The 12,572-nt window shown below is 64.5% G+C and carries 13 protein-coding genes; 2 read left to right on the top strand and 11 right to left on the bottom strand.

Annotated elements, in window-relative coordinates; translation table 11 throughout:
• Positions 1–249: 249 nt before the first annotated feature.
• The 8 genes from A5764_RS03085 to A5764_RS03050 all read right to left on the bottom strand — a co-directional run bounded on the left by A5764_RS03085 (position 250) and on the right by A5764_RS03050 (position 8,238).
• The gene (locus A5764_RS03085; RefSeq protein WP_197501185.1) at positions 250–1,629 is read right to left on the bottom strand and encodes an NAD(P)/FAD-dependent oxidoreductase; all 1,380 of its coding nucleotides are present in this window, start codon (positions 1,627–1,629) and stop codon (positions 250–252) included.
• 331 nt (positions 1,630–1,960) lie between these two features.
• On the bottom strand, positions 1,961–2,389 hold the full coding sequence (locus A5764_RS03080; RefSeq protein ID WP_067108333.1) for a tautomerase family protein: 429 nt from the start codon (positions 2,387–2,389) through the stop codon (positions 1,961–1,963).
• A 49-nt stretch (positions 2,390–2,438) separates the two neighbouring features.
• Entirely contained in the window at positions 2,439–4,028 is a 1,590-nt protein-coding gene (locus A5764_RS03075; RefSeq protein WP_067108329.1) for a UbiD family decarboxylase, read from the bottom strand.
• Positions 4,025–4,633 (bottom strand): UbiX family flavin prenyltransferase, encoded by a 609-nt coding sequence (locus tag A5764_RS03070; RefSeq protein WP_067108325.1) that lies wholly within the window; start codon positions 4,631–4,633, stop codon positions 4,025–4,027. The genes A5764_RS03075 and A5764_RS03070 overlap by 4 nt, the downstream gene beginning before the upstream one ends.
• Before the next feature lie 12 nt (positions 4,634–4,645).
• Positions 4,646–5,182: a hydrogenase gene (locus A5764_RS03065; RefSeq protein ID WP_231989585.1), complete on the bottom strand. Its 537-nt coding sequence runs from the start codon at positions 5,180–5,182 to the stop codon at positions 4,646–4,648.
• 209 nt (positions 5,183–5,391) lie between these two features.
• The gene (locus A5764_RS03060; protein WP_067108322.1) at positions 5,392–6,291 is read right to left on the bottom strand and encodes an SAM-dependent methyltransferase; all 900 of its coding nucleotides are present in this window, start codon (positions 6,289–6,291) and stop codon (positions 5,392–5,394) included.
• Between the two features lie 55 nt (positions 6,292–6,346).
• Positions 6,347–7,711: an NAD(P)/FAD-dependent oxidoreductase gene (locus tag A5764_RS03055; protein ID WP_231989584.1), complete on the bottom strand. Its 1,365-nt coding sequence runs from the start codon at positions 7,709–7,711 to the stop codon at positions 6,347–6,349.
• Between the two features lie 86 nt (positions 7,712–7,797).
• On the bottom strand, positions 7,798–8,238 hold the full coding sequence (locus A5764_RS03050) for a helix-turn-helix transcriptional regulator (protein ID WP_231989583.1): 441 nt from the start codon (positions 8,236–8,238) through the stop codon (positions 7,798–7,800).
• A gap of 278 nt (positions 8,239–8,516) precedes the next feature.
• On the opposite strand from A5764_RS03050, the gene A5764_RS03045 reads away from it, so the two are divergent.
• A complete protein-coding gene (locus A5764_RS03045) occupies positions 8,517–9,227 on the top strand; it encodes an alpha/beta fold hydrolase (protein ID WP_067108317.1) in 711 nt (236 codons plus the stop codon).
• 19 nt (positions 9,228–9,246) lie between these two features.
• Here the strand turns inward: A5764_RS03045 and A5764_RS03040 are convergent, their stop codons facing one another.
• From A5764_RS03040 to A5764_RS03030, 3 genes are all read right to left on the bottom strand, one after another.
• Positions 9,247–9,951, bottom strand: a complete 705-nt coding sequence (locus A5764_RS03040; protein WP_067108314.1) for a nitroreductase family protein — start codon at positions 9,949–9,951, stop codon at positions 9,247–9,249.
• A 16-nt stretch (positions 9,952–9,967) separates the two neighbouring features.
• Positions 9,968–10,618 carry an HD domain-containing protein gene (locus A5764_RS03035; protein ID WP_067108312.1) on the bottom strand — a complete coding sequence of 217 codons (651 nt, stop codon included), beginning with the start codon at positions 10,616–10,618 and terminating at the stop codon, positions 9,968–9,970.
• A 141-nt stretch (positions 10,619–10,759) separates the two neighbouring features.
• Positions 10,760–11,410 carry an HD domain-containing protein gene (locus A5764_RS03030; protein WP_067108299.1) on the bottom strand — a complete coding sequence of 217 codons (651 nt, stop codon included), beginning with the start codon at positions 11,408–11,410 and terminating at the stop codon, positions 10,760–10,762.
• 202 nt (positions 11,411–11,612) lie between these two features.
• Between A5764_RS03030 and A5764_RS03025 the strand changes: the two genes are divergently transcribed.
• Complete coding sequence (locus A5764_RS03025; protein ID WP_231989593.1) at positions 11,613–12,557, top strand: GlxA family transcriptional regulator; 945 nt, start codon at positions 11,613–11,615, stop codon at positions 12,555–12,557.
• Positions 12,558–12,572: the final 15 nt, after the last annotated feature.

Raw genomic sequence — 12,572 nt, 5'->3', positions numbered from 1 at the left:
ACCCCGGCCACCGATCCCGCCGCTGCCTACCATGGCCGATTGAACGTCGTTGATTCCATCGACCGGTTGGTCTTGCGATCAACGCTCGCCCGCTGTGTCCTTCGAGGGATGCAGGTGATACTTCACCCGAAACAGCCACCTGTCGACGATGCTGGGCACGCAGCGAGATGGAAACACAACCCATCGGACACGGTTTCACACGACGCCGCCGGCGGCGTAGCTGCCTTGTTTGGGGCGAATCCGATTTGTTCAATTATTGCACTCCTCCAGCTGCTCATGGTTTTGCGCTCGAGCACGGTTCACCTTCGCGATGCGAGAGACAATGTGGGGACGGAAGAGCGCTGCAGGGCCGTCCAGCATCCACACCACCCGGAAGAATTGCTGCGCGACAACCGGATCCGTCTCGGTGGCGATCAGAACCCGGTCCATGTAGGAGTTCATGACCCGCAGGGATAGCGGCCGCCGGCCGGGCACCTGCGGGAGCGCCAAATCAGAGCTGACCGCCGTCCGCCAAGCCACCTGAATCCCCTTGGCCGATTTGCGGTAGAACCGTCGTGGGACATTGCGATTCCCCTTGCGTAGGCAGTCACGCAACGCCTCGGCCTCGAGTGCAGCAACAGTCATGCCTTGGCCGTAGATGGGGTTGAAGGAACAGATTGCATCGCCAAACACCAACAGCCCTTCTGGTGTGCGGGATAGTTTGTCGTAGCGCCGCCAGCGGTTGGACGGGATCCGATGCTGTGCGATATCGGCAAGCGGCTCAGCCGACCGAACGGCCGCCGTAATGTTGCGAGGGGCAAGTGTGGCAACAAGGTCGAGCAATTCGGTGCGGTCGGCGGGTGGTTCTTGACCACCAATGGTGCCGCCGAGCACCAGATACATGTCGTTCTCGCACGCGAACATCGCGAACATCGTCGAGCGGGACGGAATGGGATAGTTAGCCGCGACGAGTTCATGCAGCGTGCCACGCGGAATGCGAACGGGCAAAGTGGCATAGGCGACTTGCGTCTCGACCTCGTCGACCCGAGGTCGGCGGTAGCCGAGTTCCTCCAGGAATACCGGCATTCGCGAGCCTCGCCCAGTGGCATCCACAACGAGATCTGCCGCGATGACCGATTCGCCTGTACTTCCGTGTTTATGCACGCGTGCGCCGGTGATACGAGCGTGATCGGCGTCAGCCGTGACGCCGACGAAGTCGTGTTCCTCAAGAATTTCTACGTTCGGAATCTTGCGCACCGCGCGCCGGACCGCGAATTCCAGAAGCGGTCGGCTCACGTGGTAGTCGGTCAGCGAGGCGGGGTCCGGAATCGCCGAGCGGACCATCAGATGACCCGCGAACATTGACCAGAATCTCGAAAGGTCGCCGTCGTTCCACCTCACTGCGCCATCGGCCACCAGCTGATCGAATATGCCGGGAAACAGGTCGCCAGTTATCTCCACCGCCTTGCCAAGTAGCGCGTGCGGATGCCTGCCCTGCGGTACGCCACGCCGGTTTACCGGATCATCGGGCAGCCGGTCGCGCTCCACCACGGTGACGGTCCGATAGAAGTCGGCCAGAACACGTGCAGCCAGCAGGCCGCCCATACTTGCCCCCAAAACAACGGCGTTGTTCCGCTCCCCGTATTGCATCAACTCCTCCTAGTCCCATGCGATCGGCAGCGAAGCGTAAGATGCCTGCCGCTCGTTGCCCCCCGCAAGGCTAACGCCATCGGGAACGCGAGTTCTACTGCGGCGATGGCGATTTCGCTAGACAACAGTGATTGTCATTGCGGACCGACGTCGATCAAATCAGAGGCAACCACACAGGTTGACCGTAATCGGTGATCAAATCAGCGATGCCGTGCGGCATGTCATTGTCATCGACGATTCCGGTTCGGCGCTCGGCTTCGGTTACATCTCAACGTAGATGGGCCTGCGTACGACCAGTCGAGTGTCGGCATATCGGAAGCCGAAGGACGTATCAGGCCATCACTCCCAATTCGGCGAGCCGGTCGCGGTTTTCGTCGAACCAATCCTGTTCGTGACCGGGCTCGGGCAAGACCAACCCTGCCTCCATGGCATTCACGGGATCGACTTCGGTCAGTGCGACGAGAAATTCGGCCTCGGACTGGCCGGTGACACGCGTCCACATCCGCGAGAATTCGCGCAGCATCGCCTGGCGCGTTTCGAGGTCGCGTCCCGAGCGGATAGCGCCGAACAGGTAAGAGTTGGTTGCCGGTTTGCGTGAAACGAAGCAGTCGCCTGCCGCGATCTCCTGGAACAGCACGTTGACGAACAACTCCGGAGCTCCGGTTGCGTTGGTGTGAATGGTGGTGATCTCGTCGGCAATTCGGGCTTTTGCAGACCTGCTCAACAGTCCCGGTGGGCTGTAACACTGATAGACGGGCATGGGGATCCTTTCGGCCGATTTGTCAGTTGCTTGGCGACTGTGGCTCTAGTTATACGTCGGGCAGCCGCTTGCTCAGCTTCTCCATCGTCAGCAGTTCGCGGCGCTCGTCATCGAGGTAGGGGATGCCGATCCCGTACTCCTCCCAGCGGGCGGCCACGCGGGATTCGAGCTCCGGGGTGATCTTGTTGATCGCCGGGTAGTGGCGGCCGCCCCACTCCGGCCGCGGTTCGAACTCCCAGCTTCGGGTGGCGTCGATCAGCACCCGGTGCCATTCACCGCTGCCGTACTTGGCCATGTTCGCCTTCTCGGGCGGCGTGGACGGGTCCAGCGGTGAACCCAGAGTTGGCCCGTAGAAGGTGATGTCGCCGAGGCCTGCGTTGACCCGATACGCCACGGCCCAGTCGAGGGCCTGGGGATCGTGAATGTCGATGTCCTCCTCCACGACCATGACGTGCTTGTAGAACCAGCCCGACCCGCTGGTCCCCCACAGGGCCGCGGCGACCTGCTGGGCGTGGCCGCGGTAGGCCTTGTGGATCTGCACCACGATATTGGTCCCGTTGGATACCTGCGACATCCATACGTCGGTGATGCCGCCGACCCCGAGTCCCTCGAGGATGTTCCAGGCGATCGCCGAGCGCGCGTAGTTGCACATCGAGTCCTCGACGAGGAAGCCCGGCCGCATCCCTTCCAGGGTGCCGCGCAGCACGGGGTCGGTGCGGTGGGTGATCCGGGTGACCCGCAGGACCGGTGTCGGCGCGGGGTGGCCGTCGAGGTAGCCGGGGTATTCGGCGAACGGGCCTTCCTCGATGAAGGTGGCCGGGTCGGGGTCGAGGTAGCCCTCGACGACGATCTCGGCGCTGGCCGGGACGTGCAAGGGCACCGTTTCGCAGGCCACCAGATCGACGGGCCGGCCGAGCAGGGCACCCATCATGTCCCATTCGCAGACTTCCTTGGGGAATGGGCTGCCCGCGCAGAACGGCAATACGTCGTGCCACCCGTAGACAACGGCGACGGGCATCGGCTCGGGCTTGTACTGCTGGAAGTGGCCGCCCCAGCCCTGAGTGGGCACCATGAGTTTGGCGATCTTGTCGCGGTCGACGATCATTCCGCGATAGACGCCGATGTTGTCTCGCCCGGTCACCTTGTCCTCGGTGACCACACCGCAGAACGTGTCGATATATCGACCGCCGTCCGTGGCATGCCATTTCGGGGCCGGGAATTGCCACAGGTCGATGTCACCGCCCTCGACGATGTTTTCCTTGACGGGGCCCGTCTCGACCATGCGCGGTGCGATGGGCTTCTGGAAAGCGTCCTTCAGGTGGCGCACGACGGCCGAATCGCTGGTGTCTTCCGGCAGGCCCAGCATGAGCTGGATCTGGCGCCGGTTGCCGATGGCCGAGGTCAAAAACTTTGTGCACCGGGTGTTCTCGTGCCCGACGATGTTCTCGAACAACAGCGCAGGCCCGCCAAGTGAAAGATTGGCACGGGTGATCGCGCCGATCTCCTCGTCCCAGTCGACGCGAGCAGTGACGCGGCGTAACTGGTTGGCGGCTTCCAGTGTGGCCAACCAGCTTCGCAGATCGGGCCCATCCTGGTCGGGTTCCCGCCGATTCGCGAGAGTGCTTGTGGTGGTGCTCATTTCGCTCCTCTGACGGAGGGAAGCAGCGGGCTGCCGTTCATGGAAGGCTCGTCGTCCTTCCAGCGCTTGATGAGCGAGTGCTCGATGCCGAGCTGATCGATGACCCGGCCGACGACGCTGTTCGTCACCTCCTCGACGGTGGTGGGGCGCGAGTAATAAGAGACCGTGGGCGGGAAGATCACCGCGCCCATGCGCGCCAGGTAGTGCATGTTCTCCAGGTGAATCTCGCTCAGCGGAGCCTCCCGGGCGACCAGGACAAGCCGGCGGCGTTCTTTGAGCGTGACGTCGGCGGCGCGGGTGATCAGGTTGTCGCTGAAGCCGATTCGGATGGCACTCAACGTCTTCATGCTGCACGGGCAGACGACCATGCCGTCCGTGCGGAAGGAACCACTCGAGATGCCGGCCGCGAGATCGCGGGCGCTGTAGGAATGGGAAGCCAGCGCCCCGACCTCGCCGACGGTGTGGTCGGTCTCGAGCTTGATCGTCGCGCGCGCCCAGTCGCTGAGAACCAGGTGCGTCTCGACCTCGAGCTCCCTCAGGACTTCCAGCAGCCGGATGCCCAGCGCGGCGCCGGTCGCTCCGGTCATGGCAATCACTAAGCGCATCGTTCTGTCCTTTCAGCGGGGCAAGCGGGACGTGCCCATGGTTCCGGCGCCGACCGGTGCGACGTCGTCGACGTCAAGCGACGCGACGTCGGGCGGCGGTGCGACGGGTGTGCCTTGCGGCGATTTTCGACGGCCAAGCCCCCAGAGAATGAGGACCACCGAAGTAAGGAAGGCATAGCGCATGCTACGGAATCCGAGCAGGACGACGCGCTCCTGCCGGGGGTTTCCGTGGTGTCCTTCCGACAGCGTCGGGTTTGCGGCGGCGGTACCGAGCGCGGCGCCCAGCGTGGTGAAGAGCCAGTTGCCGTAGGTGCCGTAGAGCGCCGTCCATCGGGCCGTCCGGCGTAGCGGATCCGGAAGCTCGACCTGGCCCCATATCGCGCCCAGCGCCATCAGGAAGGTGCCATTCATGACGCCCTCGAGGTGGGCCGAAAGCGCCATGCGCATGTTGGTGAAGCGCCGCTGTTGCGTGCCGGTCACCAATCCGAGCAGAAACAACAACATGCCGTGCCACACCAATCTGCGGTCACTTGTCTGCATCTCGGCCATGTGCTGCACCTCCTTAAAGGGGGGATGCGCCGTCGTCGCGCGAAGCCCAGCTGGGAAGTCGTGCGTTCAGTATGGGCTCCCGGTCGGCCTGCCGGCTGGTGCTAATGAGACTTATTTTCCATATTTACGGTCACCGGGGTCCTGACCCCCTCGAGTCGACCAACCGGCCAGCGCCAAGGCGCTTGACTGGGCTTGGCCAGCCACGGTGCTCACTGTCGGGTGGCGATCAGGTATTTGATCGCTCCCGGTCCGTTCGGGCTGGCGTCCATGTCGCCGGCCGGCACCCCGGCAGCGCTGAGCAGGTCGGTCAAACTGCGGGAACTGGTGGTCCATCCGCACGTTTGCAAGTGCTTCTCCGCGTCGTTGCGGTCATGCGAATAGGTCAGGCCGGCGAAGTCGGCGTCGACGCCGTGCTGCCGCCAGGTCGCTGCGACGTTCTGCAGCAACGATCCGAGGGACTCCGAACCGCGCGGCAAATGATCGGCGATCAGTTGGCTGCCCGGCGCACTGAGCGAGGTGATGTGGTCCAGCATGCGATTCTGCGCGTCGCCCGGAAGATATCCAATCATCAACCCCTCGATCATCCACGCGGTGGGCGCCGCGACATCAAAACCCGCTTGCTGCAGGGCCGTTGGCCAGTCATGGCGCAGATCGGTTCCCACCGTGCGCAGTTCGGCGGCCGGTTCCGCGCCAAGGTCGGACATCGTTGCACTCTTGAACGCGATCACCGCGGGTTGATCGATCTCGTAGACGACGACGCCGGTCGGCCATGCCATCCGGTAGGCGCGCGAGTCCAGTCCCGATGCGACGATCACCGCCTGTCGGATGCCGGCCGCCGATGCTTTGGGGAAAAAGCTGTCGAAGAACCGGGCGCGGACGGCGAAAAAATTGGCCATCCAACCGGTTCCGATGTCGGAGAACTCGAGGTCTCCGCTCGCCAGCCGTGCGAACAGCTCCACACCGGTAGCGCGCACCAGCGGTTCGGCGAACCGATCGTTGATGATCGGGTTCGGTTGTCTGCTGGCCGCCGCCCGGGCCGAGGCAACCATGGTGGCCGTCATACCCACACTGGTGGCCAGATCCCAGGTGTCGTTCTCAGTTCGTTCCATCGTTTCCTTCTCTGGTCGAATACCGGTTCGGAAGACAAGAAGGCGGCGAACCTCGTCAAGCTGCGGCGTCCGCGTTACGTGCATTTCGTGGTTTCGCTGCCATGCGCAGCATCGTCGATGGGCGGTACAACTCCGCGCGAGGACCGACCATGTTCATCATCTGCAGGAATCGCTGGACCATTACCGGATCGGTCTCCGCGGCGGACACCATGCGCTCCACAAGCGCGTTTCTGAGCCGCACCGACGCGGTTCGCTTCCCGGCTATTTGCGGCAACGCCAGGTCGGAGCTCACGGCCGTCTGCCACGCCACGGCGATCTCTTTGGCAGCGAGACCGAAGAAGCGCCGCGGTAGGCTTTCGTCGCCCTGCTCAAGACAATCACGCAGGATCAGCGCTTCGATGGCGGCAACCGACATTCCCTGGCCGTAAAGAGGATTGAAGCTGCACATGGCGTCGCCCATCACGATCAGGCCGTCGGGCGTGCGCGCCAGCTTGTCGTAGCGTCGCCACCGGTTTGAGGGAAACTTGTACTGCGTGACGTCTGCGAGTGGTTCCGCGGACCGCGCGGCGGCCAGCACGTGCGGGGGCGCGATGTCGGTCAGACAATTGAACAGCCCGGCGCGATCGGTGGGTGCCTGACGCCCGGTCAGCGTTTGCACCGCGATCATGTAGGCGTCGTTCTCGCCGGCGAACATCGCGAATGCCACCGGGCGGCTGGGTTCGGCCGCGGTGAGGGTGACGTTCTCCAGCAACTTGCCCGGCTCTACATGAACCGGCAGGCCGGCGTAGGTGACGTGCACCTTGAGTTGGTCTTCGCGTGGACGACCGTAGCCGAGTTCCTCGAGAAACATCGGTGTCCGCGAGCCCCGCCCGGTGGCGTCGATGACAAGATCTGCCGTCAGGGTGTTTTCGGCGCCAGAGTCACGCCGCGCCACCACGACGCCCGTCACACGGCCACGCTCCTGGGTCGACGTCAGCCGCACCGCGTCGCAACCCTGCAGAAACTCCACGTTGGGAATGGCATGCACCCGGCGACGCAAACTCCACTCGAGAAACGGCCGGTGCGCGTAGTGGATGACGATGGACTCGGGATCGGGGACTCTGCCGGAACGCAGCAGCTGGTGTCCGCCGAATGTCATGCACAGCCGCGACAGGTCGCCGTCGTTCCAGACGCGCGCGCCGCCGACGACCAGCTCATCGAGGAAACCGGGGAACAGCTGGTCCAGGGTCCGCGTCAGCCGGGCTGCCGGGATGTGAGGCAGGCCGCCTTGCGGCACCCCGCGACGCGTCAGCGGGCCGCCCGGGAGGAGATCGCGTTCGACGACAGTCACGTCGCCGTAGAAGTCGGCGAGGACCCGCGCGGCCAGCAATCCAGCGATGCTGGCCCCGAGAACTACAGCGGTACCTTTAGATTCAGACAAGCTCATCTCCAAACTGTCGTGTGATCGGCAACTGATGGGGCATCCGTTCCGCCCTGCCCCATAGCAGGGTGCGGAGCCAGGGTGGGTCAACCGAGGAGGTGCGCGCGATACGCGGTCGGCGTCGTGGCGAGGCGCCGGCGCATCACCGTGGCCAGGTGTTGGGGACTGGCGAACCCACACTGGTGCGCGATTTCGCCAATGCTCAATGAAGGGTCGCGCAGCAGCTCGCAGGCCCTGGCGACGCGGCGGCTCATCAGCCACCGATGCGGCGGCTCGCCCGTGCCCTGCCGGAAAAGCGTCGCAACGCGCGCCGCTGACAGACCCACCGATTCGGCTAGCTCGGTGAGGCCGACATCGTCCGACAGGTCTATCGGTTGCGCCGGCGCCTGTAGCTCGTAGGGCGATTTGCCGTGGAACCGCCAGATGGCCGCTGACAAGGTCTTGCTCAGAGCTGTGGTCCGCCGTTCTGGCGCGAAACCCATTGCGCACGCGACATTCTCGGCCGCGACCGCCGCTGGTGTACTCACCGCCGCACTCCTGGGCGCGATCCAGCCGCTGAGATTTCGCGAAATCACAAGTATCAGTCTGGGTTACGTGCCGACCCAGCCACGCTCAGAATTCGGACATCCTTGCCACAGATTGCGACATCGCAACGCGACGCGTCGCGCTTCCGGGATACCATGCGCGTTCGGTGTACATGATGGCGGCCAGAGACACGGGCAGTCGACCCGATGGCGGTACAATGATGCAGCGTCGCAACGTGATTGGTGTGCGGCATGTCGAGAATGAAGGTTGAAAAGATAACGTGAAGCACCCGGCAACCTATGTCCTCGTCCCCGGTAGCTGGCACGGGGGATGGTCCTGGCAGCCCGTCGCCAAGCGACTCCGCGCGAAGGGCCATGAAGCAATTACCCTGACCCTTCCTGGCCTCAGCCATGGTGATGACCCATCGGGCTACCGACTCAAGGATGCGGTCGATTACATCGTCGGCGAAGTGCGTCGCCTCCCCCACCACGACGTGGTCCTGGTCGCCCATAGCTGGGGTGGCTACCCCGCCACCGAGGCAGCACATGCGCTCACGGACCGTGTAAGCAAGATCGTCTACCTGAATGCGCAAGTGCCGGTTCGCGGTAGGAGCCTGGTTGATGACGATCCACCAGAGCTGCGCGAGTCAAATTTGCGGTCGATCGCCGAATCGCCGACCGGCTCCATTCCAGCGACATTCAAAGACGTTGAGCAGGCTTTGATGCAAGATGTTGCGCCCGAGTTGCAGCGGTTGGTGGCCGACATGCTTGCGCCGCAACCCGGTCGCTACTTCACCGACGCCCCCGACGTCGGTGCCGCGGCACTGGCAATTCCCACCGCCTACCTCGCCAGCGAGTGCGATCACGCCTTGCAGTGGCCGGCACGCGAATTCGCCGCGCGGCTCGATGTCGAACCGATCCCGGTTCCCGGCACGCACAACGCCCTGCTGACCCACCCCGACGAGATAGCCGCAGCGATCCTGGCGGCCTGAGTCCCGTTGTGCCGCAGATTCATCCCACCGCGGACAGGCCGGTCGTCATCTCGTCTTGAGGCGACCACAGCGGCTGCGGCACCTCGACACCGAACGGCGCATCCCAGCGGTTTCGGGACGAAACCTCGTGCACGGGACGGCGATTGGCTGCGACACCCCATTTGCCCTTTGGGTAGCCGAGGGTCAGCATGGCCGACATCTTCCAGCCTTCGTCAGCGGGCACGCCCAGCAGCTCGTTCACCCGGTCCTCGAAATTGCGGAGCACCATCGTCATGACGCCGCCGACGCCCTCGGCACGGGCGGCCAGCAAGATGCTCCAGATCGCCGGGTAGATGTTGGCACCGCCGAGGTCGTCGATGGCGAAGACGAAGAGCAACAGGGGGACCTCTTCGAAATGGTCAGCCAGGTAATCCCCCGAGCCTTTGATTCGGCGCATCGTTTCGGCGTGAGCGGCCGGGTCCGCACCGGGCGCCGGCGCCACCATCGGTCCAGTCCCGGTGCTGAACTTCTCGTATTCGATGGCGCGGGCCTGCCGGAACAGTTGGGCGAACTCGCGCTTCAGTTCCGGATCGTCGACGGCCACAAAGTGCCAGCGTTGGGTGTTGCCCCCGTTGGGGGCGCGAACGGCCGCATCGAGGATGCGGGCCTGCACGTCCAGCGGAATCGGGTCCGGCCGCAGCCGGCGCATCATCCTGGTGGTGTACAGCGCTTCGTGGATTTCCATTTTTCTACCCTCTCCGCTATTCGGGCCAAGGACTGTTGTGGATTGCGTCGACCATGCTTCGGGGCTTGAAGTTCGGATCGAAGTGCCCCAGTACGTCGGCGTTCATCGTGCCGTAGGTGGTCTGTGGGCGGTGCCTCATGCCGTCGTTGAAGGCCACCAGGATGCGATTCTTGAAATCGGGACGAGGGTGGGCGGCGGTCACCGCCTCGATGGCGTCCAATGGGAGGGCCTCCCGGCCGGCACCGACGACGTCGGTGGCGACACCGGCGATCAGCAAAGCGATTTCGGGGTCGAGGCGGGCCGGAACCTCGGGCGTCGTGTGTAAGGCGATGCCCAGCCACACCTTGTCGACGTCGGCTTTGTCGACGCCGTGTTCCACCAGGAAGTCGCGCGCCGCGTCGGCACCGTCAATTTCGAAGCGCTGGGTGGAGGCACCATAACGCGCGGTGAGGCCGAGGTCGTGGAACATCGCCGCCACGTAGAGCAATTCCAGGTCTGGTTGCAAGCCGAGGCGGCGCCCGTGCAGCGCGCCGAACAGGAACGCCCGCCGGGAGTGGTGGAAGAGCACGTCGTCTTCGGCGCTGCGGATGATCTCGGTCGCTTCGCGGACGAGCGCGGTGTCGGGTATGGCGATGCCGGCAATGGTTTCCATCGACTGAATTGCCATGATCGCTTCTCCTCTTTGGCTCAGTTCATTTTGCGGCGCCGACGGCCATTTCACCGACGCCGTTCCAGCCGTCTTTCCCACAGAATCTGACACGGTCGGCGGGATGCTATCGGCACAAGTCGGTCCAAGCCGGCAGCGGCGCTATTCGGGCCAGGTGTTGTTGAGGATGATGTCGACGAAGTTGTCCCGGGCGAATGCCGGATCGAAGTGCTGCAGGACGTCGGCGTTGACCGTGCCGAAGGTGCTGTGCGGGCGGTGCTTCATGCCGTCGTTGAACGCCGCGAGGATGCGCCGCTTGAAATCGGGTCGTGGATGGACGGCAGTGACCGCGGCGAGGACTTCGGGGGCAAGGTCGTCGCGGCCGATCCCCAGCACATCGGTTTCGACTCCCGCTGTGACCAAGGCGATTTCGGGCTCGAGGAACTCGGGTATGCCGGGCGTGGTGTGCAGCGCGATGCTCAGCCACACCTTGTCGGCGTCGGCCTTGTCGACGCCGCGTTGCAAAAGGAAATCGCGCGCGGCGTTGGCGCTGTCCACCTCGAAGCGCAGGGTGGACGTGCGGTAGCGCTCGGTGAGGCCCAGGTCGTGAAACATCGCCCCGGCGTAAAGCAGCTCCAGGTTTGGTTGCAGTCCGCGGCGCCGGCCCTGCAGCGCGCCGAACAGGAACACCCGCCGGGAATGGTCGAAGAGCAAGTCGTCTTCGGCGTCGCGGATGAACTCGGTGACCTCGCGCACAAGAGGGGTGTCCGGTACGACGATGTCGGCGATACTTTCCATCGGCTGAGTGACCATGATCAACCTCCTGAGTAGGGCGACGCTAATAGGTAGTATCCGGGCGCTCGCTTGCGTCCGCCCGGGACCATTGAGCCGTCTTCACCACAGAAAGCGACGCAGCCGGCAGTCGTCAACCTGCCGCAACCGTCCGATGTGCCATCTTTCCCACGAATTGCGACACAATGGGTCCGTGGCTGAAGCGGATGCGCCGTCGCGCGTGATGGTCATCGTCGTCTTCGACGAAGTGACCATGCTGGACGTCGCAGGCGCGGGTGAGGTCTTCGCCGAGGCCAACCGCTTCGGTGCCGACTACCGGCTCAAGATCGCGTCGGTGGACGGTGGCGACGTCATCACCTCGATCGGGACGCGGTTGGGTGTCACCGACGCTCTGTCATCCATCGAGTCCGCCGACACCGTCATGGTCGCCGGAAGCGACAACTTGCCGCGGCGAGGGATCGATCCCGAGCTCGTCGACGCGATCAAGTCAATCGCGGGCCGGACGCGGCGCCTGGCGTCGATTTGTACCGGGTCGTTCGTCCTGGCGCAGGCCGGCCTGCTCAACGGCAGGCGCGCCACCACGCACTGGCATGACGCCCGATTGTTTGCCCGCGCCTTCCCGGACATCACCGTCGAACCGGACGCGATTTTCGTCCGGGACGGCGACGTCTTCACCTCGGCCGGGGTCTCGTCGGGCATCGACCTGGCGCTGGCGTTGGTCGAGATGGATCACGGCACCGACCTGGTCCGCGACGTGGCTCGGTGGTTGGTCGTCTACCTCAAGCGCGCGGGCGGCCAATCGCAATTCTCGGTACTGGTCGAGGCCGCCCCGCCGCCGCAGTCCGCGCTGCGCAAGGTGACCGACGCGATCGCGGCCGACCCGGCGGGTAACCATGACGTGAAAACCCTTGCCGCGCGGGCCTCGTTGAGTACACGGCAGCTGACTCGGCTGTTTCAGTCCGAACTCGGGACGACGCCGGCCCGCTACGTCGAAATGGTGCGCATCGACGCCGCCCGCGCCGCGCTGGACGCCGGCCGCACCGTCGGCGAGACCGCACGGGTGGCCGGCTTCGGGAGCACCGAAAGCCTCCGGCGGGTGTTCGTCGACCACCTCGGCGTCTCCCCCAAGGCCTACCGGGAGAGGTTCCGCACGGCATCGCGCGGCTGACATCCATCGGCCCGC

It is taken from the genome of Mycobacterium sp. 852002-51057_SCH5723018, assembly GCF_001667035.1.
In the GTDB taxonomy this organism is placed as follows: domain Bacteria; phylum Actinomycetota; class Actinomycetes; order Mycobacteriales; family Mycobacteriaceae; genus Mycobacterium.
The sequence above is the reverse complement of the archived record's forward strand: the minus strand, read 5'-3'. Positions and strand labels throughout refer to the sequence as shown.

Excerpts from the sequence above, each read along its gene's own strand:
- A5764_RS03030 (WP_067108299.1), bottom strand. The coding sequence starts at position 11,410 with ATGGTCACTCAGCCGATGGAAAGTATCGCCGACATCGTCGTACCGGAC.
- A5764_RS03065 (WP_231989585.1), bottom strand. The coding sequence starts at position 5,182 with ATGGCCGAGATGCAGACAAGTGACCGCAGATTGGTGTGGCACGGCATG.
- A5764_RS03075 (WP_067108329.1), bottom strand. The coding sequence starts at position 4,028 with ATGAGCACCACCACAAGCACTCTCGCGAATCGGCGGGAACCCGACCAG.
- A5764_RS03080 (WP_067108333.1), bottom strand. The coding sequence starts at position 2,389 with ATGCCCGTCTATCAGTGTTACAGCCCACCGGGACTGTTGAGCAGGTCT.
- A5764_RS03025 (WP_231989593.1), top strand. The coding sequence starts at position 11,613 with ATGGTCATCGTCGTCTTCGACGAAGTGACCATGCTGGACGTCGCAGGC.
- A5764_RS03040 (WP_067108314.1), bottom strand. The coding sequence starts at position 9,951 with ATGGAAATCCACGAAGCGCTGTACACCACCAGGATGATGCGCCGGCTG.
- A5764_RS03060 (WP_067108322.1), bottom strand. The coding sequence starts at position 6,291 with ATGGAACGAACTGAGAACGACACCTGGGATCTGGCCACCAGTGTGGGT.
- A5764_RS03085 (WP_197501185.1), bottom strand. The coding sequence starts at position 1,629 with ATGCAATACGGGGAGCGGAACAACGCCGTTGTTTTGGGGGCAAGTATG.
- A5764_RS03070 (WP_067108325.1), bottom strand. The coding sequence starts at position 4,633 with ATGCGCTTAGTGATTGCCATGACCGGAGCGACCGGCGCCGCGCTGGGC.
- A5764_RS03035 (WP_067108312.1), bottom strand. The coding sequence starts at position 10,618 with ATGGCAATTCAGTCGATGGAAACCATTGCCGGCATCGCCATACCCGAC.